The sequence below is a fragment of the Thiemannella venezuelensis genome (assembly GCF_014203605.1).
GTDB lineage: Bacteria > Actinomycetota > Actinomycetes > Streptosporangiales > Streptosporangiaceae > Planomonospora_A > Planomonospora_A venezuelensis.
This window is the reverse complement of sequence record NZ_JACHJJ010000001.1, coordinates 391,623-411,952: the sequence shown is the minus strand read 5'-3', so window position 1 is coordinate 411,952 and position 20,330 is coordinate 391,623. Positions and strand designations below refer to the sequence as shown.

23 protein-coding genes are annotated in these 20,330 nt (G+C 70.7%); 9 read left to right on the top strand and 14 right to left on the bottom strand.

Annotated features, from left to right (window positions below; translation table 11 throughout):
* Positions 1–3: 3 nt before the first annotated feature.
* The 5 genes from FHS22_RS02105 to FHS22_RS02085 form a co-directional block, all read right to left on the bottom strand.
* On the bottom strand, positions 4–1,029 hold the full coding sequence (locus FHS22_RS02105; RefSeq protein ID WP_184937811.1) for an NAD-dependent epimerase/dehydratase family protein: 1,026 nt from the start codon (positions 1,027–1,029) through the stop codon (positions 4–6).
* Positions 1,030–1,052: 23 nt separating this feature from the next.
* Positions 1,053–1,151, bottom strand: coding sequence for a 30S ribosomal protein bS22 (locus FHS22_RS02100; protein WP_018654693.1), 99 nt, complete (start codon positions 1,149–1,151; stop codon positions 1,053–1,055).
* 241 nt (positions 1,152–1,392) lie between these two features.
* Entirely contained in the window at positions 1,393–1,596 is a 204-nt protein-coding gene (locus tag FHS22_RS02095) for a helix-turn-helix domain-containing protein (protein WP_012887307.1), read from the bottom strand.
* Between the two features lie 322 nt (positions 1,597–1,918).
* Positions 1,919–2,749: a phosphatase gene (locus FHS22_RS02090; protein WP_184937809.1), complete on the bottom strand. Its 831-nt coding sequence runs from the start codon at positions 2,747–2,749 to the stop codon at positions 1,919–1,921.
* Positions 2,746–3,909, bottom strand: a complete 1,164-nt coding sequence (locus tag FHS22_RS02085; RefSeq protein WP_184937807.1) for an acetoin utilization protein AcuC — start codon at positions 3,907–3,909, stop codon at positions 2,746–2,748. The genes FHS22_RS02090 and FHS22_RS02085 overlap by 4 nt, the downstream gene beginning before the upstream one ends.
* Before the next feature lie 84 nt (positions 3,910–3,993).
* Between FHS22_RS02085 and cutA the strand changes: the two genes are divergently transcribed.
* Complete coding sequence (gene cutA, locus FHS22_RS02080; RefSeq protein ID WP_184937805.1) at positions 3,994–4,188, top strand: divalent cation tolerance protein CutA; 195 nt, start codon at positions 3,994–3,996, stop codon at positions 4,186–4,188.
* Between the two features lie 60 nt (positions 4,189–4,248).
* On the opposite strand, the gene FHS22_RS02075 is transcribed toward cutA, so the two are convergent.
* From FHS22_RS02075 to proC, 7 genes are all read right to left on the bottom strand, one after another.
* Entirely contained in the window at positions 4,249–5,067 is an 819-nt protein-coding gene (locus tag FHS22_RS02075) for an SDR family oxidoreductase (protein ID WP_184937803.1), read from the bottom strand.
* A gap of 97 nt (positions 5,068–5,164) precedes the next feature.
* A complete protein-coding gene (locus FHS22_RS02070) occupies positions 5,165–5,470 on the bottom strand; it encodes a UTRA domain-containing protein (RefSeq protein ID WP_184937801.1) in 306 nt (101 codons plus the stop codon).
* A 430-nt stretch (positions 5,471–5,900) separates the two neighbouring features.
* Positions 5,901–7,085 (bottom strand): ABC transporter permease, encoded by a 1,185-nt coding sequence (locus FHS22_RS02065; protein WP_184937799.1) that lies wholly within the window; start codon positions 7,083–7,085, stop codon positions 5,901–5,903.
* On the bottom strand, positions 7,082–7,885 hold the full coding sequence (locus tag FHS22_RS02060; RefSeq protein WP_184937797.1) for an ABC transporter ATP-binding protein: 804 nt from the start codon (positions 7,883–7,885) through the stop codon (positions 7,082–7,084). Before FHS22_RS02060 ends, FHS22_RS02065 begins: the two co-directional genes overlap by 4 nt.
* Positions 7,882–9,297, bottom strand: coding sequence for an efflux RND transporter periplasmic adaptor subunit (locus FHS22_RS02055; RefSeq protein WP_184937794.1), 1,416 nt, complete (start codon positions 9,295–9,297; stop codon positions 7,882–7,884). The genes FHS22_RS02060 and FHS22_RS02055 overlap by 4 nt, the downstream gene beginning before the upstream one ends.
* A 103-nt stretch (positions 9,298–9,400) precedes the next feature.
* Entirely contained in the window at positions 9,401–10,645 is a 1,245-nt protein-coding gene (locus FHS22_RS02050) for an MFS transporter (RefSeq protein WP_184937792.1), read from the bottom strand.
* A 115-nt stretch (positions 10,646–10,760) separates the two neighbouring features.
* Positions 10,761–11,555 carry a pyrroline-5-carboxylate reductase gene (gene proC / locus FHS22_RS02045; RefSeq protein ID WP_184937790.1) on the bottom strand — a complete coding sequence of 265 codons (795 nt, stop codon included), beginning with the start codon at positions 11,553–11,555 and terminating at the stop codon, positions 10,761–10,763.
* 136 nt (positions 11,556–11,691) lie between these two features.
* On the opposite strand from proC, the gene FHS22_RS02040 reads away from it, so the two are divergent.
* Together FHS22_RS02040 and FHS22_RS02035 are read left to right on the top strand one after the other, a co-directional pair.
* On the top strand, positions 11,692–11,925 hold the full coding sequence (locus tag FHS22_RS02040) for a type II toxin-antitoxin system VapB family antitoxin (protein WP_184937788.1): 234 nt from the start codon (positions 11,692–11,694) through the stop codon (positions 11,923–11,925).
* Positions 11,922–12,332 carry a PIN domain-containing protein gene (locus FHS22_RS02035; protein ID WP_184937786.1) on the top strand — a complete coding sequence of 137 codons (411 nt, stop codon included), beginning with the start codon at positions 11,922–11,924 and terminating at the stop codon, positions 12,330–12,332. Before FHS22_RS02040 ends, FHS22_RS02035 begins: the two co-directional genes overlap by 4 nt.
* On the opposite strand, the gene FHS22_RS02030 is transcribed toward FHS22_RS02035, so the two are convergent.
* Positions 12,292–12,573 carry a hypothetical protein gene (locus tag FHS22_RS02030; protein WP_184937785.1) on the bottom strand — a complete coding sequence of 94 codons (282 nt, stop codon included), beginning with the start codon at positions 12,571–12,573 and terminating at the stop codon, positions 12,292–12,294. The genes FHS22_RS02035 and FHS22_RS02030 overlap by 41 nt on opposite strands.
* A gap of 386 nt (positions 12,574–12,959) precedes the next feature.
* Entirely contained in the window at positions 12,960–14,957 is a 1,998-nt protein-coding gene (locus FHS22_RS02025; RefSeq protein WP_184937784.1) for a protein kinase domain-containing protein, read from the bottom strand.
* Between the two features lie 153 nt (positions 14,958–15,110).
* On the opposite strand from FHS22_RS02025, the gene FHS22_RS02020 reads away from it, so the two are divergent.
* The 6 genes from FHS22_RS02020 to FHS22_RS01995 all read left to right on the top strand — a co-directional run bounded on the left by FHS22_RS02020 (position 15,111) and on the right by FHS22_RS01995 (position 20,323).
* Positions 15,111–15,326, top strand: coding sequence for a hypothetical protein (locus FHS22_RS02020; RefSeq protein WP_184937783.1), 216 nt, complete (start codon positions 15,111–15,113; stop codon positions 15,324–15,326).
* 186 nt (positions 15,327–15,512) lie between these two features.
* Positions 15,513–15,989: a hypothetical protein gene (locus tag FHS22_RS02015; protein WP_184937782.1), complete on the top strand. Its 477-nt coding sequence runs from the start codon at positions 15,513–15,515 to the stop codon at positions 15,987–15,989.
* 249 nt (positions 15,990–16,238) lie between these two features.
* Positions 16,239–18,107 carry a molecular chaperone DnaK gene (dnaK, locus tag FHS22_RS02010; protein WP_184937781.1) on the top strand — a complete coding sequence of 623 codons (1,869 nt, stop codon included), beginning with the start codon at positions 16,239–16,241 and terminating at the stop codon, positions 18,105–18,107.
* A 29-nt stretch (positions 18,108–18,136) separates the two neighbouring features.
* Entirely contained in the window at positions 18,137–18,748 is a 612-nt protein-coding gene (gene grpE / locus FHS22_RS02005; RefSeq protein ID WP_184937780.1) for a nucleotide exchange factor GrpE, read from the top strand.
* 30 nt (positions 18,749–18,778) lie between these two features.
* A complete protein-coding gene (gene dnaJ, locus FHS22_RS02000; RefSeq protein ID WP_184937778.1) occupies positions 18,779–19,972 on the top strand; it encodes a molecular chaperone DnaJ in 1,194 nt (397 codons plus the stop codon).
* A gap of 3 nt (positions 19,973–19,975) precedes the next feature.
* Positions 19,976–20,323, top strand: a complete 348-nt coding sequence (locus FHS22_RS01995; RefSeq protein WP_184937776.1) for a heat shock protein transcriptional repressor HspR — start codon at positions 19,976–19,978, stop codon at positions 20,321–20,323.
* The last annotated feature ends 7 nt before the right edge of the window (positions 20,324–20,330 follow it).

The window sequence follows — 20,330 nt, the reverse complement described above, 5'->3', positions numbered from 1 at the left end:
CGCTCACCTCGCCACCATATGGGAGAGCATGTCCAGCACGGCGCCGGGGAGCCCTCCGGCCAGGCCGCGGGAGCGGAGGAAGTCCTCGAAGGCTGCGCCCGTGGAGAACTTGGGCTTCCAGCCCAGGGCGGCGACCAGCCGGGTGGTGTCCACGGCGCGGCCGTGGCACATCAGGCGGAGCTGCTCGGGGGAGAAGTCCACCATCCCCGCCCCGCGGGCGAGGTCGCCGAGGAGGCCGAAGGCCGGGGCCGGGAGCGGCAGCGAGAGCAGGCCGGCCCGCCGTACGCACTGCGACAGGAGCAGCACGCCGTCCCCGGCCACGTTGAACGTGCCGGGGTGGTCCTCCATCGCCATCCGGCGCAGCACCTCGACCGCGTCGTCCTCGTGGACGAACTGCAGCCGCGGATCGAAGCCGAGCACCCTCGGCAGCACCGGCTGGGAGAAGTAGCGGGTCAGCGGCGAGTCGACGCCCGGCCCCATGAAGTTGGCGAACCTCAGGGTCGAGACGCCGACGTCCCGGCGCCGCCTGGCGAAGCCGCGGACGTAGCCCTCCACCTCCGAGGCGTCCTTGGCGTAGCCGTGGCTGGGAGACTCGCCGGGCTCGGCGTCCTCGGTGAAGACGGCCGGGTCGCGCGGCGAGGAGCCGTACACCGCGGTGGTGGAGCGCACGACGACACGGCGGATCGTCGCGGACCGCTGACAGGCACCGAGCAGTTGCATGGTGCCGATGACGTTGTGTTCCTTCATGAGCGCCCGGCCGCCGCTCCGCGGGGGAGCGCTCACCAGACTCATGTGAACGACGGTGTCGACGTCGGCGGCCGCGATCACCTGGGCGATGTCGGGACTGCGCAGATCGACGCGGACGAACTCCGTCCGGCCGAGAGGTACGCCGCCATCACGTGAGAGCGAAGGCGGCGGCACCGTGTCCACTCCGATGACCCGGTCGACATCCGGGTCGGCCGCGAGAACGCTCGCCACTCGGGCGCCGATGTGGCGCGAGACCCCGGTGACAAGCACGGTATGGGTCATCGACGCCTCGCAGATCCGCGTTGCTACTTCTTGTTACGCCGCTGAATACGGGTCTTCTTGAGAAGCTTGCGGTGCTTCTTCTTCGCCATGCGCTTGCGGCGCTTCTTGATCACAGAGCCCACGGGACCCCCAGGTAGCTGGTAGCGGAGATTGCCGAACCGGCGCGCGTAGCACACCGGTTCAACAGACTACCGGCGATCCGCTGTGGATCGCCCCCGGCCCCGCCCCTCGGGTCTTCTCGCCTCGTCACGGAGGCGGGGGCCGGGAGCCCCGGCACTCGAACTCACGACGTGACCGGCACGCCGCTACCCCAGTGAAGCGTGAGCCCGCCGCCAGCCGGAGGGGCCGGGCTCATGGATCGCTTCAACCCGCCTCGATGTAGGCGTCCCTGAGATAGTCGTGGACCGCCTGCTCCGGCACTCTGAAGGACCGGCCGACCCGGATGGCCGGCAACTCGCCCGAGTGCACGAGCCGGTACACCGTCATCTTGGACACCCTCATGACCGTGGCCACTTCTGCCACCGTCAGGAACTTCACCTCGCTGAGAGGTCTTTCGCCTGCACCCATCGGACGCCTCTTCCGCACGTGTTTCCGGGTTATCCCCACTGGTGCCATCGCTCACGCACGTCTACTGACGTCAGCGTAAGGCGGGACTCCGAGCGCGCAAACCCCCTATTTTCTCAGTCTCCGTAGTCCCATGTCAGCAAAACGAAGAAACTTGCTGGCCAGCGGCTGGTCCGCCACCCTCGCACCGATCTTGGAACGGACCAACTGTCTCTCATTAGAGTCGCCCACAATCGTCAAAAAGTTGGCAAACGGTTGGCGGGCGGCGGGGAATGCAGGCGCGAAAAGGACGTATAGGGACAGCCAGATTGGCGCCACCCCTGTCTCAGAGGCCGCTCAGGACCCTCTCGACGAGGTGCCGGGTCAGCGGAGCGTAATCCCTCGGCAACACGTTGTCGTCGAGCGGCACGGTCACCGCGATCTTGCCTTCGGCCTCCCCGACGAACAGGGCGGGGTCGTTGCTGTCGGCGAATCCCACGGTGAGGATCCCGGCCTCACCGGCCGCCCCCGCCCAGCCGTGGTCGGCGATCACGAGGTCGGGGCGGTCGTCGCCCATCTCGGCGATCATGGCCTGCATCGGGGCCGGGTCGTGGGTGTGCACGAAGGCGCCCTTGTCGTCCAGCATGGCGACGTCGTCGAGATAGCGGATCTTGCGTCTGCGGCCGAACCCGGAGCCCCAGTAGGACCAGTCCTCGGCGGGACCCATCAGGACCGCCCCCCGCTCGCGCGCCAGCCTCGCCAGCGCCAGGTGGACGACGAGCAGCCCGGTGGGGTGCCCGGTGGCCAGGAGGATCTTCGGGCTCCCGGTGCGGAGCACCCCGGCGATCACGTCGCCCATCGCCTCGGTCGCCTCGATCGTGCGCTCCGGGTCGATGGTGTCCTGGCCCGCGCGGTGCCCGGGGTCGGCGACCACCCCGGCGGACTTGGCCATCAGGGCCAGCACGTCCCGGTAGGGCCAGTCCCGCTCCAGGGTCAGCCCGAACAGGTGGTGCGGGTCCCGGTTGGCCAGCGACCGGTAGTGGTCGAGGTTGTTCTCCCTGCTCGTCGCCACGTCGCCGGCGATCCGGGTGCGGATCAGGTGATCGCGGAGCGCGTCGCGGGACAGCGGGGCCGGGACGGCCGGCGTCGGCGGAGTCGCGGGAGTCGGCGCGGTCATGGCAGCGGATCCAGTCCGTGGAAGGGGAACACGGCCTTCCTGGTCGCCAGGATGGCCCGGTCGATGGGGTCCGCTGGATCATAACCGCCGGCGAAGTCCTGAAATTCCGGCTTTCTGCCGTCCGTCATCGTCAGAGGCGGCGTCTGGCCGGTCCGCTCCCTGACGAACCTCCGCCACTCCTGCGGGGTGGCGGTGGCCGGGTCGAGCGGGCGCCCGGCGACCTCGGCGAGCAGGTGGGTCCAGGCCCGCGGCACCACCTGCACCAGCTCGTACCCGCCGCCGCCGGTCGCGATCCACCGCCCGCCCGCGGTCTCGTGGGCGAGCTCGTGCAGCGCGGCGTAGGCGGTCCGCTGGCCGTCCAGGCTGAGCATCAGGTTGGCCAGCGGATCGAGCGCGTGGCTGTCGCACCCGTGCTGGGTCACCAGGACCTCCGGGGCGAACTCCCGCAGCAGCGGCGGCACCACCGCGTGGAAGGCCCTCAGCCAGCCGCTGTCGCCGCAACCGGCGGGCAGGGCCACATTGGCCGCCGTGCCCTCCGCGCCGACCTCCTCGGGGAACCCGGTGCCCGGGAAGAGGGTGCGCGGGCTCTCGTGGAGGCTGATGGTCAGCACCCTGGGGTCGTCGTAGAACAGCGCCTGCACGCCGTCCCCGTGGTGCACGTCCACGTCCACGTAGGCGATCCGGGTGGCGCCCTGCTCCAGCATCCACGCGATGGCCACCGCCGGGTCGTTGTAGACGCAGAAGCCGCTGGCGGTGTTCGCCATGGCGTGGTGGAGCCCTCCCGCGACGTTCGCCGCGTGCTCGGCCTCGCCCGTCCACACCGCGCGGGCGGCGGCCAGGGTGGCCCCGGCGATGAGCGCCGAGGCCTCGTGCACTCCGGCGAAGGCGGGGTTGTCCTCGGTGCCGAGCCCGGCGGCCCGGTCGGGCCGCCCGGTCGCGGAGACCCGCCTGACCGCCTCGATGTAGTCGCGCCTGTGGACCAGCGCCAGCTCGTCGTCGGTGGCGGGCGCGCAGCCGGCCGTCTCGACCGCGTCGAGCACGCCCAGCTCCCGGGCGAGCGCCATGGTCAGCTCCACCCGGACAGGCGCGAGCGGGTGCCCCGGCCCGAAGTCATAAGAGATGAGCGCGTCGTCCCAGACAACCCGTACCGACCGGCTCATCCGCACTCTCCTCGGTCCGCCCCTTTTTCCGCGACGTTACCGTACGGCCACCGCCTGATCGTCTACCCGGTGATGATCCGCACCATGAAGACCGGCAGGGACCGGCTGGACGACCTCGTCTCGCCGGTGAAGGCCGTGCGCTCCTACGAGACGCCGGAGATCGTGACCGTCCCCGTCGAGGGCGACCTGGCGGAATACCTGGACTCGATCACGGTGGAGACGACGGAGCGTTCTCAGTCGGCCAAGGAGGTTCGTCCCGGAATTCACGGGCGGTGGTAGACGGGAGCCGACGCGCCGTACAGCCACCGACCGGTGGAGGCGGTGACGGCCGCCGCCGGGCTATTTCACGAACTCCCGCGCACCGCGCAGCCTGGTCCTCAGATGCCGCTGTGTCAGGCCGCAGTCCAACCGCACGTCGAGCGGCCCGGGCACGCCGGTGTCGGCACGCCGGCCGGACGGCAGCCGGGCCGGGTCCAGTCCGTCGCGCTGCGCGATGAGGCATCCGAGCTCGTACCGGCTCATCGCGTCCGCCCCGGCCACGTGGTGGATCCCCGCGCGGCCGGAGTCCGCGAGCTCCAGCAGGGCCGCCGCCAGGTCGCGGACATGCACCGGGCAGCGCACGTCGTCGGTGAACAACACTCCGGGCATGCCGTCCGCGGCCAGCGAGTGCACCAGGCCCTCATGCGGAGAGCCGCCGTCACCGATGATCAGAGACGTCCGCGCGATCACCGCCGCAGGATCGATCGCCTGAACAGCCGTCTCCGCGGCCGCCTTCGCCGCGCCGTACGGCGAGACCGGATCGGGGACGCGGTCCTCGGCATAGGTGATCGCCTCACCTGAGAAGACGGCGTCGCTGGACACGTGCACCAGGCGTCCGCCGTTCCCGGAGGTCGCGACGGCCACGTGGGCGGCGCCCACGGCCGTCGTCACCCAGTCCGGTTGACGGTAGGCCGCGTTGACGACGACGTCGGGGCCGAACGCGCCGACCAGCTCGGCCACGGCCGTACGGTCGCGGACGTCGAGCGGCAGCCAGTCGGCTCCCGCCGCCGTTCCCGGCCGGGTCAGATAGGTCGCGGCCACGGCATGGCCGTCCGCTGCGGACTGCCGCACGAGTTCGCCGCCGAGGAAGCCGCTGCCGCCCACGATGAGGATCCTCATGGGCCGCGACCGTAGCGGACCGGTCGGCCCGGACGGCGAAGATCTGCTCGAGCAGGAGAAAGCCGGATGCCATGACCCCGACCGGCCGGGGAACCGTTCAGAACTCGTCGTATCCGGAGACCTGGCCGATCGGGAAGATGTGCCTGGTCGCGGCGCAGATCGTTTCCAGGACGTGGACGGGCGTGTCCTCGCTGGAGTAGCCGGCCCGCAGAACCTGCACGACCCACTCCCCCGGTTCGAGCTCCAGGGTGTCGTACTCGAAGGATGTCGGGGGCCGGGCCGTCAGATTCTCCTCGGCGTGGCCGAAGGCATAGCCGAGAGCGACCAGTGCCGACTGCAGGGACGGCTTGACGGACTCGGGCTCGGCGATGCGGGTCTCCCCGAATTCGAAAAGTGAATCCATGGACAATCGTTGATCATGACGACCCAGGGCGTGCCTTCGTGTCGCACGGCGAGCTTGTCGAGCGGGTGGTCGCACCGTGGCGGGCATCGGCTCGCCCGAGAGGGCTCTCCTGCTCCCCGCGTGGGGAGGCGCCTCACTCGCTCTCGGGACTGAGGCCCGGCATGCGGTGGCTACGGTCGCGGTCATGACTGATTCTGCTCACCGGCGACGCCGGCCGGCCCATGCGGTGGCGGTGCTGTTTCTCGGGTACGCGGCGGGGAAGGCCGCCTTCGCCCTGCAGGCGCGGCTCGGGTTCCCCGGTGGCCCGCCCGTGCCGGCCGCCGAGGCCGAGAGGTACTTCACGTACTCAGCGTACGCGAAAAACGCGCCCATGCGACGCGGGAGCCACACCTCTCCGTATGAGGCGTGGCTCCCGCATCGCGGAGCCGGGTCACTCGGCGCGCAGGGCGACGACCGGGTCCAGGCGTCCGGCCCGGCGGGCGGGGGCGACGCCGAAGAAGACCCCGACCGCGACCGAGACGCCGAAGGCCAGCGCGAGCGACCACCACGTGATCGCCGCCGGGACCGGGGAGAGCGCCGCGATGAGCAGCGCCCCGCCGACGCCGAGCAGGATGCCGGTCACCCCGCCGATCGTGGTCAGCAGCACGGCCTCGATCAGGAACTGCGCCAGCACGTCCCGCTGCCGTGCGCCCAGGGCCTTGCGCAGGCCGATCTCCCTGGTCCGCTCGCGGACGCTGACCAGCATGATGTTGGAGACCCCGACCCCGCCGACCAGCAGCGAGATGCCCGCGATGGCGGCGAGCACGCCGGTGAGCATGCCGAGCACGGTGCCGATCGTGCCGAGGAGCTGGGTCTGGGTGACGGCGGAGAAGCGCTCCCCCGGATACCGCTCGGCGAGCGCGTCCACCACCCGCTGCTGGAGCGGCTCGATCTGGTCGGGCCCGGACGCGCCGACCGCGATCCCGTTGATCCGGGTGACGCCGAGCAGGCGCTGGGCGGTGGTGACCGGGACGTGGATCTCCTGGTCGCGGGCGACCCCGAAGGTCGCGCCGACCGCCTCGTAGACCCCGACCACCCGGAACCTGGCCCCGGAGATCGTCGCCTGCCTGCCGACGGGGTCGACGTCGCCGAACAGCTTCTCGGCCACCTCCGAGCCGAGCACCGCCACCCGGCGGCGGGTGTCCACGTCGGTCTCGCTCAGGTACCGCCCGCGGCGCAGCGGCCGGTCGAAGATGTTGGGCAGGTTCTCGTCGGTGCCGACGACCGTGACGAACGCCTCGGCCCGGCCGACCCGGACCGTCTCCCCCGAGTTGACCGAGACCGTGACCTTCCCGGGGTCGCCGACCACCCGGCGCACGTAGGCCACGTCGGACAGGTCCAGGCGGCTCTGGGTGGGCAGCGCGCCGACGCCGAGCCGGCCGGGGACGACCAGGATGATGTTGCTCCCGAGCCCGGCGATCTCGCTCTCCACCGCGTTCTTGGCGCCGGTGCCGACCGCGACCAGGACCACCACGGCCGAGACGCCGATGATCACGCCGAGCATGGTGAGGGCGCTGCGCAGCCGGTTGGTCCGGAGCGCCTCCAGCGCCATCCGGAACGCCTCCGCCGTCCTCACTCCGCCTCCCCCGCCTCGGTACGGCTCCCGCCCTCTCCCCCGCCCGGCCCCCCGGTACGGCTCCCGCCGGGCTCTTCCGAGCCGCCCGCCGTACCGGAGTCGAGTTCGATGAGCCCGTCGCGCACGTGGATCTGGCGGCGGGCCCTGGCGGCGACCTCGGGCTCGTGGGTGACCAGGACGATCGCGACGCCGCGCTCGGCGTTGAGCCGCTCCAGGATGGCCATCACCTCCGCGCCGTTGCGGCTGTCGAGGTTGCCGGTCGGTTCGTCGGCCAGCACCACCCGGGGATCGCCGACCAGGGCCCGCGCGATGGCCACCCGCTGCTGCTCGCCTCCGGACATCTGCGAGGGGCGGTGGCCGAGCCGGTGCCCGAGCCCCACGGACTCCAGCGCCGCGCGCGCCCGCTCGCGCCGCTCCGCCCTGGGCACCCCCCGGTAGATCAGCGGGAGCGCCACGTTGTCGATCGCCGGGGTCCTGGCCAGCAGGTGGAACGACTGGAAGACGAACCCGACGGCCCTGTTGCGCAGCTCGGCCAGCTCGGTGTCGGAGAGGGTGGAGACGTCCGTCCCGTTCACCCGCAGGGTTCCCGAGGTCGGCCGGTCCAGGCAGCCGAGCAGGTGCATCAGCGTGGACTTCCCCGACCCCGACGGCCCGACGATCGCCACGGACTCCCCCGGCCCGATCCGCAGGTCCACCCCGCGCAGCGCGTCCACCGCGATCCCTTCGAGCTGGTAGGACCTGGTCAGCCCCACCGCCTCGAACGCCGGGGCCTCCCGGCCGGGACGCTCTCCGCGGATCATGGGAGGGTCTGGCCCTGCCGTACGGTGTCGGCGCCCCGGACGACGACGCGCTCGCCCGGCGCGAGGCCGGAGCGGATCTCCACCATGGCCTCGCCCTGGGCGCCGAGCTTGACCACCCGCCGCTCGGCCATGCCGTCGCGGACGGCCCAGACCACGCTGTCGCGCCCGCTGGTGACGATCGCGGAGGACGGCACGGCCAGCGCGTCGGGGGACTCCCGGACCGTCAGCCGGACGACCGCGCTCATCCCGGGCTTGGGCGCGGGAGCCCTGCTCCCGTCGTCGAACCTCCCGGCGCCGAGGGAGAGCTGGACCGGGTAGCTCGTCCCTCCGGTGGCGCCCTCCGCGGGCGTGATCCCGACCCCGGTCACCTCGGCCGGGTAGACGGCCCCGGGGACGGCGTCGAGCTCCGCCTCGGCCTCCGCCTCCCGCTCGACCAGCAGCACGTCGGTCTCGTCCACGTCCGCCGAGAGGGTCAGCTCGGAGACGTCGGTGACGGTGACGACCGTGTCGCCGGCCGCCACCGGGACGCCTGCGGCGATCGCGGTGGCGGAGCCGGACGGGACCCGGGACCCGGAGCCGGGGAACTGCGCGGCTCCGGCGACCCCCTGCGGGAGCAGGGCGCCCAGGTCCGGCGCCCCGCCGCCGGAGGTCCGCCCGAGCGTGACGACCCCGTCGAACGGGGCCCTGATCGTCAGCCCGTCCACGGTCCGGCGGGCGACCGCGACGGCGGCCTTCGCCTGCGAACGGGACGCCTCCTGCAGGGAGGCCATGGAGGTGGTCAGCCCGCCCAGGCCCGCGCTCATCTGGCTGGTCACCTGGGCGAGGGCCTGGCCGAGCGCGCGGTTGAGGGAGTCGGTGAGGCCGCGGGCCGCCCTGGCGAGCGCCTCCCGGTGGGCGCGGTGCTGGGCCTCTGCGGCGTCCAGGGCGGCCAGCAGCTGCCTGCGGATCTTCGGGTCCTCGACCTCGCGGGCCGCGGCGCGCGCCTTGGCGAAGCCGCGCCGTACCCGCGGGTCGTCCTTCACCTCGAACCCCGAGGCGAGCCGGAAGCCGGGGGAGGCACCGCCCAGCCGGACCGGGGGGCCGCTCCGGGAGGCCGACTCCGACGCCCGGCGCGCCCGCCTCAACTGGTCCTCGGCCTGCGGGGAGCCGATCCTGGCGAGGATCTCGCCCTTGTCGACCCGCTGCCCGTCCCGGACGTAGAGCTTCCTGACCGTGCCCTGGGCCGGTGAGCGCAGGGTGGCCGTCGCGCGGGCGGCGACCGTGGCGGGGGCCTCGACGACCTCGGTGACCGGGGCGCGCCGCACCGTGTCGAGCCGTACCGGGGAGGGCTCCTCCGCGGTGCAGGAGGCGAGCAGGAGGACCGTGAGCAGGAGGACGGGGACCAGCGGGGGGATTCCGCGACGGATGGTCACACGACCCATCGTAGGAGGACGGTGATCCCCTCGCGGGGAATCGGGTCAGTATGGCCTCCCCGGCCCGCGGCGCGGAGGTCCCGGCTTCCCGGCCGTGCCCGCGTCAGGCGATCGCGACCCTCCGCAGGCGCCGGACCGCCGGGATCAGGAGCAGGCAGGTGCAGCCGCACACCGCCACGACCGAGGAGACGACCAGCATCTCGCGGGCGCCGACCAGCGCGGCCATCGGGCCGGCGATCGCCTGGCCGACCGGGACGGCCATGGTCGATCCGCCGACCTCGTAGGCGGTGACCCGGTTGAGCGCCTCCGGCGGCACCTGGGTCTGGATGCTGGTGGCCCACATGACCGACCAGAACGCCCACCCCGTGCCGCCGACCACGTGGGCGGCCATGACGGCCTCCAGCGGCATCGCGGTGGCGATGGACAGCGGCTCCAGCGCCATGCCGAACAGGGCGACCGCCCCGGCCGCGAGCGGCCTGCCCGGCCGGACCCGCATCGCGACCAGGCCGCCGACGATGGTGCCCGCCCCGGAGGCGGACAGGATCAGGCCGTAGGCGGCCTCACCGAGGTCCTCGCTGACGAGCACCGCGCCGAGCGGGATGATCGGCCCGAACAGCGTGACGCCGAAGACCACCCAGATGAGGATCACGCTCCACATCCAGGTCCGGGAGCGGAACTCGTGCCAGCCGCCGCGCAGGTTGCGCCACATCGACTCCTCGGCCGCGGCGGCCCCGGCCGGGAGCGGGGGCAGGCGGAGCGCCAGGAGGCAGAGGGCGCTGACCGCGAAGCCCGCGGCCTCGATCGCGAAGACCGCCCCGGCTCCGGAGGCCGCGATGATGCCGCCCGCGACCGCCGGGCCCATCAACATCATGATCGATTCGGAGACGCGCAGGGTGGCGTTGCCCTTCTGCACGTCCCGGGCCACGCGGGGGACGGTGCTGGACACGCCGGGCTGGTACATGGCCGCGGCCGTGCCGCTGACGGCCGACAGGACCAGGATCTGCCAGAGCGGCGGGTGGGTGAAGATGTACAGCGCCGCGAGACCGCCCTGGGTGACGGTCCTGACCACGTCGGCGCCGATCATCATGCGGCGCGGCGTGAACCTGTCGGCGAACACCCCGCCGAAGAGGATGAGCACCGCGAACGGCCCCATCCACGCGGCCAGCGCCAGTCCGACGCCGGTGGCGCCGTAGCCCAGCCCCTTCACCGCGAGCGCGGTCGCGAGCGGGATCATCGCGGCGCCCAGCATCGAGACGGAGCGCGCGGTGAAGAAGAGCGTGAAGTCCCTCGACCAGACCGCGGGCCCCGTCCGCTGCGCCTGCTCATCCGCTCGTACGGCCTGCGACACCTTGGCCCTCTTTCCGTCTCGGCTCCGACGGAAATGATGCCTTAAAACAGGAAGGTTTCCTAAATATTATGTCCCCGCCGCCGCGCCCGGTCCAGGCTCGGCGGCGGCCGCGGGCTCAGCCCTCGGCGAGCTGGCGGCCCCGGTCCCGGGCGGCCTCGATGGCGGCCAGGAAGGCGGCCCGCACGCTGTGCCGCTCCAGCTCGGCGATGGCCGCGATGGTGGTCCCGCCCGGGGAGGTGACGGCCTCGCGCAGGATGACCGGGTGCTCACCCGAGTCGCGGAGCATGACGGCGGCGCCGACGATCGACTGGGTGACCATGTCGAGGGCGGCGGCGCGCGGCATGCCGAGCAGGATGCCCGCGTCCACCATGGCCTCGACCAGGTAGAAGAAGTAGGCCGGGCCGCTGCCGGAGAGCGCGGTGGCCGCGTCCTGCTGGGACTCGGGGATGCGCAGCACCTTGCCGACCGGCTTCAGCAGGTCCTCGGTGCGCCGCAGGTGCTCCTCCCCGGCGTACGCGCCGGCCGAGATCACGCTCATCGCCTCGTCGAACCGGATCGGCGTGTTGGACATCACCCGGACCACCGGGACCTCCCCGGGCAGGTGCGACTCCACGAAGGCGGTCGTGATGCCGGCCGCGGCCGAGATCACCAGGCGGTCCTCGGCGATGTGCGGCGCGACCTCGGCCAGCAGCGAGGCCATGTCCTGCGGCTTGACCGCGAGGATGATCGTCCCGGCCTCCTTGGCGGCCTCGGGGTTGGACAGCACCCGCACGCCGTACCGCTCCCGCAGCGCCTCGGCCCGATCGGCGCGGCGCGCGGTCGCGATCACGTCACCCGGCTTGAACCCGGCCCGGAGCAGCCCGGACAGCAGCGCCTCGCCCATCTTGCCGGTCCCGAGAATCGCGATCATGTCGACACACCTTGCCTAGGGGATGGAGGAGGACCAGCTTACGAGGTGCGTTCGTCCCCGGCGGAGACGCGTCACCCCCTCATTCAATAATGGTCACGTACGTTGAATTTAGTGCCGACCAACATTGGAGGGGGACATGACCGTCACCCAGATCGACATCGATGACGAAGCCCTCGCTGAGGCCATGCGCATGCTGGGCACCACCACGAAGAAGGACACCGTGAACGCGGCCCTGCGGGAGTATGTCGCCCGCGTCAAGCGCATCGAGGCGCTTGAGAAACTCTCCGCCCGCGCGGCACGCGGAGAGTTCGACGAAGCCGTCGCGGCCCATGAGAGGGCGAAGCAGGCGCGGAAGGACGCCTTCTCTTGACGGGATACCTCATCGACACTTCCGCGCTGTGGCACTTGCTCCGCACGCCCGAGACGCAGGAGGCGTGGGCCGACCGCATCACCTCCAGGGCGTTGAGCATCTGCGAGCCCACCCGCACGGAGTTCCTCCACTCGGCGACCGGTCCCGCGCACCGCGACGAGTTGGAGACGGAGCTGAACGATCTCTGTCAGCTCGCCGCCGTCCCCAAGAACGCATGGCGCTGGGTCGAGAACGCCCAGTACAAACTCACTTTGAAGGGACGGCACCGCTCGGCGGGAGCGATCGATCTCCTCCTGTGCGCCACCGCCGTCCACCACGGGCTCACGGTGCTGCACGTCGGCAACGACTTCGTCACGGCCTCGGCGGTCATGACCGAGGTCCGGCAACGCGACATCCGGATTCCCTGACGGCTACGGCGTCCGCCTGCGGAGGGTGGCGATCGAGGTGACCAGGGAACATCACCAGGAAGGGGAAGACGCACAGCAGCACCGGCGTCCAGGCGTCGAACGACCGCTGGTCGCCGATCACGTAGTACAGCAGGACCATCACCAGCGTCGGGACCAGGACCATCATCGCGACCGTGCGCCGGTCATGCCTGAGCTGGGTCAGGATGCGCCTCGCCGTGGCAAGGGTGATCACGGTACTCATGGTCGTTCACCGCTCCTCATTCGCTGCGCGGGCCACTCGTCCCTCGCGGACCGCTCCACTCGCTGCGTCGGGTTCACTCCTGCTCACAGCCGTCCGCCCGCTTTCTCGCGTTCCGCGATGAGCCGCAGGAACGCCTCTTCCAGATCCCCCGCCCCGGTACGGCTCCTGACCGCCATTCGCCACGCCGGGAACGCCCACGCCGCCGGACTGGGACGCCTGGCGCCGTCGGCAGGTGCAGCACCCACGAGCCTTGGCACCCCAGACCTAATTGATCTTGGTGCATGCCCGCCGACCAGGATGGAGGTCTTGCATCAGGGTGTGGCCCGAAGCGCCCCGGCCCAGCGGCCTGCCCTGTGCGACGGGAGAGGCTCGCCCCTGTGGTGGGGTCAGAGTGGGCGCCACAGCCGAATCGTGTGATCGTCGCCGCCGCTGGCCAGGATCTCGCCGCCCGGACTGAATGCCACTGAGAGCGCACCATCGCTACGGCCGGTGAGGGATGCCCTGGTATCGCGAGAAGCCACATCCCAGAGTCGGACGTCTGCGCTCCAGCCGCATACGGCCAGCGTCCGGCTGTCAGGACTGAACGCCATGCCGAGTACTTTGCTGAGGCTGGCGATCTCCTTTCGGGAAGCCACATCCCACAACACGGCCTGGCCGCCTTCAGCCGCGGCAGCGAGGATCTTGCCGTCCGGGCTGAACGTCACCTGGTGATACTCTCCTGTGCCTCCGAGGACGGCGATCTTCTGCCGGGAAACCACATCCCACAGGGGAATCCCGACCCCGCCGGTGCCCCGGACCGCCAGGAGCCTGCCGTTTGGGCTATACGCCAGCTCGTCCACGGATACGCCGGCTCCCCAGGTGGTGATCTTCTTTCGGGAGGCCGCATCCCACAGCATGATCGCATAGCGAGGCCAGCCCTCTGGGCCGGTCTCACCGGTCCTGCCGTAACCGGCGAGGATCTTGCCATCCGGGCTGAACGCCACCGCATGAACGTCATCACCGAGCGTGGCGGTCTTCTTTCGCGAGCCCACATCCCATAGCTGGGTGGAGTACGACGCGTCGAAGGTTTCGCTGCCGACGGTGGCCAGGGTACGGCCGTCCGGGCTGAAGGCCGCAGAAGCAATGTAGGGGCTGCCGGTATCGAGAATTGCGATCTTCTTCCGGGACGCCACGTCCCACAACCAGACGCCGTCGGCTCGCGCATCGCTGACAGCGGGACGTGCCGCGCTGGCCAGCATCCGGCCATCCGGGCTGAACGCCAGACACGTAACGGGATGAGCATGGCCGGTGAGACGCGCGATGCTAACGTCCGGAGGCCAGATGGCGCTGCGCACCCATAGTCCAGCAGGAATGACGGCGAGAGTGGCAAGACCGCCGGCCAGTACCGTCCGGCGGTTGGGATGGGGCGACTTCAACGGCTCGCGATGCTGCGCGGTCTGCGATGAGGCGGGGTCTGACGCCGTACCGCCGTGTACGGCGCGGATCTCGGCACCAGATGCAGTCCGGCCGGTCGATCCGGCAGATGGGGACGTACCCGGCTTCGATCGGGAGTCGGCTGAGGACTGTGCGGTTGCCGCGCGAGTCAGTGTCCGCAGTCGGTGTACGACCTCATCGAGTGTCGGCCGTTCGGCGGGATTTTTCGCTAGGAGCCGTAGCACAAGTTCGTCGAGTTCCACGGGGATCTCGGCCCGGGCTTCGCTGAGGCCGACCGGGGCGTCATTCAGGTGCCTGTTGATCACTGGGGCGGGCGTGGAGGCGGTGAACGGCGGGCGCCCGGTCAGCAGGGCGTACAGAGTGCAGCCGAAGGAATAGACGTCCGAGCGTTCGTCTGCGGGCTCTCCCTTGAAAAGCTCGGGCGCCATGTATGTATAGGTGCCGATCGGCTGACCGGATGAGGTCGGTCCCTTGGTGGCCTCGGCATAACGGGAGATCCCGAAGTCGCAGATCTTCACCCCGCCCTCAGCCAGCTCCATCAGGTTCGCGGGCTTGATGTCGCGATGCACCACCCCCTTGCGATGGGCATAGGCCAATGCACCGGCGATCTCGGCGCCCAGCGCCATCACCCGATCGACGGGCAGGCCGCCGGGACTACCGGCAAGCAGGGTGGCCAGATCGATGCCGTCCAGGAGTTCCATCACAAAGAACGGGTGTCCCTCGTGCTCACCGACATCGTGCACCACGGTGATCCCCGGATGCTGCAGGTGGGCGGCGCTTTCGGCCTCCCGGCGCAGCCGAATCGCCCGCATCGGCTCGGCCCCCAGGTACGACAGCACGATCTTCACCGCGACTCGCCGTCGCAGTCGCAGGTCTTCGGCGAGCCATACCTCACCCATACCGCCTTCGCCGAGCCGTCGCGCCATCTGGTAGCGCTCGGCCAGCACCACCCCTGGCTCCATACGCTTGCCCTTCTCCGGGGGTGCCGGCGCTCTCCTCGGAGGTGCTGCCGGACCTCTGTACGCGACATCGTCTGTTAGACGCCTCCTGGACGCCGACGGTTCGCTTCAGGAAACGGCTCTTCTGCGAAGTAATCTGGTCTCGTGTCCTCCCAGAAACCCAGCTCGGGAGTTCCCTCCGAAGGGCAGGACCGCCGCAAAATCACTTCACGAAAGGTCGTCGGCCCGTCCGGCGGGCTCGACCCGGCTGACGACGATCTCGGCGTGTGGATCGAGCGCTACGACCTCGCGGTGCGGGGGGTGCGCTCGGCCTGGGGGAGCACGAAGATCAGCCGCCGTCTGGAGCGGCTGCGCGCCTGACCGGTCTGCGGGCTCGGGCACAACCGGGCCGGGCTGGAGCGGCACCCAGGTCACGCCAGCGAGCGGTTCATGACCACGCAGCATCGACCAGGCAAGTCCCAGCGAGATCAACGCCGTTCTGGGCTCATGAGACGCTTCTTACCAGCACCCCCTGAACCGTCCCGGGGGCCGATCCGTCTTAGGGGTATGCGTAGGATCGCGACCCCGCTTGCGACGGGGACCCTGCTTCTGGCCATGGGCTGCGGGACCGGGGCCGTCACCGGTTCGAGCACCGGTCCGAGTTCCGCGACGGCGGAGAACGGCCCTTCGCAGCCGGTGAGCCACACCGTCCCGCCGAAGGTCGAGCCCACCCAGGGCCCGAGGCCGACCAAGCCGACGGGCGACGCCGACGGCCCCCGCAAGGTCCGCTGGCTGAAGGCCACGCCCGCCAAGGACCGCCGGAGCCTGCGGGTCGTCTGGTGGTCCGGGGTGGAGCCCTGCAACGTCCTCGACCGCGTCACCGTGAAGGAGACGTCCAAGAAGGTGACCGTCACCCTCTGGGAGGGCCCGAGCAGCAAGGTCAAGAACGCCGTCTGCATCGAGATCGCCATCCAGAAGGTGACGACCGTCAAGCTCAAGAAGCCCCTCGGCGGGCGCAAGATCGTGGACGGCGCGAAGCGCTGACCTCCCGGCGCCCCGGGTACGGCTCCGCCGGGAGCCGTACCCGCGGGGCGGCACGGGCCCAGAGGGATCGATCACGCATGTTCCTTCGTTGGACGCATTGGGGTAGGAAGCTCCCGTTGTTTCCCGGATATCGGGAACCTTTCGCGCCCCCGAAAGGTTGAGTCCAGTAGGCTCAAGTCGTTTGACAAGCAACTCCCGATGTCCGACTATGAGTCAGACCGACTCAACTTTGACTACAAGGACGTACTCATGGCACGTGCGGTAGGTATCGACCTGGGGACGACCAACTCCGTCGTCTCGATCCTCGAGGGCGGTGAGCCCACCGTCATCGCCAACGCGCAGGGCTCGCGGACCACGCCGTCCGTGGTCGCCTTCGCGAAGAACGGCGAGGTCCTCGTCGGCGAGGTCGCCAAGCGGCAGGCCGTCACCAACGTCGACCGGACGATCCGCTCGGTCAAGCGGGAGATGGGCACCAACTGGTCCACCGAGATCGACGGCAAGAAGTTCTCCCCGCAGCAGATCAGCGCCTTCGTCCTGCAGAAGCTCAAGCAGGACGCCGAGGCCTACCTCGGTGAGAAGATCACCGACGCCGTCATCACCGTCCCGGCCTACTTCAACGACGCCCAGCGCCAGGCGACCCAGGAAGCCGGCACCATCGCGGGCCTCAACGTCCTGCGCATCATCAACGAGCCCACCGCCGCGGCCCTCGCCTACGGCCTCGACAAGGAGAAGGACGAGACCATCCTCGTCTTCGACCTCGGCGGCGGCACCTTCGACGTGTCCCTGCTCGACGTCGGCCAGGAGGACGGCCACGGCTTCGTCGAGGTCAAGGCCACCAGCGGCGACAACCACCTCGGTGGCGACGACTGGGACCAGCGCGTCGTCGACGAGCTCGCCACCCGGTTCAAGAACGCCCACGGCGTCGACCTGACCAAGGACAAGATGGCCCTCCAGCGCCTGCGCGAGGCGGCGGAGAAGGCCAAGATCGAGCTCTCCAGCCAGTCGGAGACCTCCATCAACCTGCCCTACATCACCGCCTCCGCCGAGGGCCCCCTCCATCTGGAGGAGAAGCTCACCCGCGCCGAGTTCCAGCGGATCACCGCCGACCTGCTCGAGCGGTGCAAGGGCCCGTTCAACCAGGTCGTCAAGGACGCCGGGATCAAGGTCTCCGACATCGCCCACGTGGTGCTCGTCGGCGGCTCGACCCGCATGCCCGCCGTGGCCGACCTGGTCAAGGAGATGACCGGCAAGGAGCCCAACAAGGGCGTCAACCCGGACGAGGTCGTGGCCATCGGCGCCGCCCTCCAGGCCGGCGTGCTCAAGGGCGAGGTCAAGGACGTCCTGCTGCTCGACGTGACCCCGCTCTCGCTGGGCATCGAGACCAAGGGCGGCATCTTCACCAAGATCATCGAGCGCAACACGACGATCCCGACCAAGCGCTCGGAGGTCTTCACCACGGCCGAGGACAACCAGCCGTCGGTGCAGATCCAGGTCTACCAGGGTGAGCGCGAGATCGCCGCCTACAACAAGAAGCTGGCCACCTTCGAGCTGACCGGCATCGCCCCGGCGCCGCGCGGCATCCCGCAGATCGAGGTCACCTTCGACATCGACGCCAACGGCATCGTCAACGTCTCCGCCAAGGACCTCGGCACCGGCAAGGAGCAGACGATGACCATCACCGGCGGCTCCGCGCTGCCGAAGGAGGACATCGAGCGCATGATGCGCGAGGCCGAGTCCTACGCCGAGGAGGACAAGAAGCGCCGCGAGGACGCCGAGACGCGCAACAACGCCGACGCGCTCGTCTACCAGACCGAGAAGTTCGTCGCCGACAACGGCGAGAAGATCCCGGACGACATCAAGACCGAGGTCAACGAGGCCGTCGCCGACCTGAAGAAGACCCTGGAGGGCACCGACTCGGCCGCGATCCGCGCCGCCGCGGAGAAGCTCGCCACGGTCAGCCAGAAGATGGGCTCGGCGATCTACGCCCAGTCGCAGGGCTCCGAGGCCCCGGGCGGCGCGCCCGGCGCCGAGGAGGCGGCGGGCGGCCAGAAGGCGGACGACGACGTGGTCGAGGCCGAGATCGTGGACGACGAGCCGAAGCGTGAAGAAGGCAAGTGACGGCCGGAGAAGCCGAGGGGAGCACGAGCGTGAACACGCGTGAGAACGGCTCCGAGGAGGAGCCGGTGATCCGCGACAACCGCAAGATCGACCCGGAGACCGGGGAGGCTCGCGAGGCGGGCAAGGAGCAGCAGGAGCAGGCCGCCGAGGCGGCCGGCTCCGCTCCGGGCGCCGCCGCAGGCGCCGACCTCGCCTCGGTCGGGCTGGCCGCCCAGCTCGCCGAGCGCACGGCGGACCTGCAGCGCCTCCAGGCGGAGTACTCCAACTACCGCAAGCGGGTGGAGCGGGACCGGGTGGCGGTCAAGGAGCAGGCGGTGGCCGGCGTGCTCGCCGAGCTGCTGCCGGTCCTCGACGACATCGGCCGGGCCCGCGACCACGGGGAGCTCACCGGCGGTTTCGCCAAGGTCGGCGAGTCGCTGGAGGCGGCCGCGGGGAAGCTCGGGCTGAGCGCGTTCGGCACCAAGGGCGAGGCATTCGACCCGATGGTGCACGAGGCGCTGATGCACAGCTACTCTCCCGACGTCGCCGAGCCGACCTGCGTGGAGATCCTGCAGCCCGGCTACCGGATCGGCGAGCGTGTGCTCCGCCCCGCGCGGGTCGCGGTCGCCGAACCCGAAGAGCCCTCCCCGGCCGACAACTGATCCGTCCCGCCCTTTCACGAAGGAAGATAGATGAGCACCAAGGACTACCTGGAGAAGGACTACTACGCCGTCCTTGGTGTGCCCAAGTCCGCCACCGCCGAAGAGATCAAGAAGGCGTACCGGAAGCTGGCCAGGCAGTACCATCCGGATGCCAATCCCGGGGACTCGGGCAACTCTGAGAGCACGGCGAAGTTCAAGGAGGTCTCCGAGGCCTACGACGTCCTGTCCGACACCAAGCGCCGCAAGGAGTACGACGAGGCGCGGACCCTGTTCGGCTCGGGACTCGGCGGTTACGCGGGAGCCGGGGGGGCTCCCCGCGGCGGCGGGTTCCCCTTCGACTTCGGGGACCTGTTCGGCGGCACCGGGCAGCAGCCGGGCGCCGGGGATCGCATCGGCGACATCTTCGGCGGCCTGTTCAACCGGGGCGGCGCGGGACGCACGGGCGGGACCACCGCCCGGGCGCGGCGCGGCCAGGACATCGAGTCCGAGGTCACGCTCTCCTTCACCGAAGCGGTGGAGGGCGCCACCGTCTCGCTCCGGCTGACCAGTTCCTCGGCCTGTACGGTGTGCTCCGGCACCGGCGCCAAGGCCGGAACCACCCCGCGGGTCTGCCCGACCTGCGAGGGCACCGGCGCGGCCAGCCGGAACCTGGGCAACTTCGCCTTCTCCGAACCGTGCCGCGACTGCAAGGGCCGCGGCCTGCTGGTGGACGACCCCTGCCCGGTGTGCGAGGGGAGCGGGCGCGGCAAGAGCACCCGCACCATCCAGGCGCGCATCCCCGCCGGGGTCGGCGACGGCCAGCGCATCAAGCTCAAGGCCAAGGGCGCGCCGGGCGAGAACGGCGGCCCCGCGGGCGACCTGTACGTCCAGATCCACGTCAAGCCGCACGCGGTCTTCGGCCGCTCCGGCGAGAACCTGACGATCACCGTCCCGGTCACCTTCGCCGAGGCCGCGCTCGGCGCCGAGATCAAGGTGCCGATCCTCAAGGGCATGCCGGTGACGCTGCGCATCCCCGAGGGCACCCCGAACGGCCGCACCTTCCGGGTGCGGGGCCGCGGCGTGACCCGCAAGGACGGCACCAAGGGCGACCTGCTCGCCACGGTCGAGGTGCTGGTGCCCCAGCGCCTCGACGACAAGGCGCGCGGCGCGTTGGAGGACTTCCGCGACGCCACCGCGGGCGGTGACCCGAGGGCCGAGCTGATCCAACAGGCCAGAAGCGAGTAGCCGATGGAAGCCAACTACTTCGATCTGTCGGACGACACCCCGGTCTACGTGATCTCGGTCGCCGCCCAGCTCTCCGGGCTGCACCCGCAGACCCTGAGGCAGTACGACCGTCTCGGCCTGGTCAGCCCGGGCCGTACGGCCGGGCGCGGGCGGCTCTACTCCACCCGCGACATCGTGATGCTCCGCGAGGTCCAGCGGCTCTCCCAGGAGGAGGGCATCAACCTCGCGGGCATCAAGCGGATCCTGTCGCTGGAGACCGAGACCCTGCGCCTGCGCGAGGAGAACCACCGGCTCCGGGCCGAGATGGCCACGATCCGCGCCCTGATCCGCTACCAGTTGCCGCCTGCCTGACCGGCCG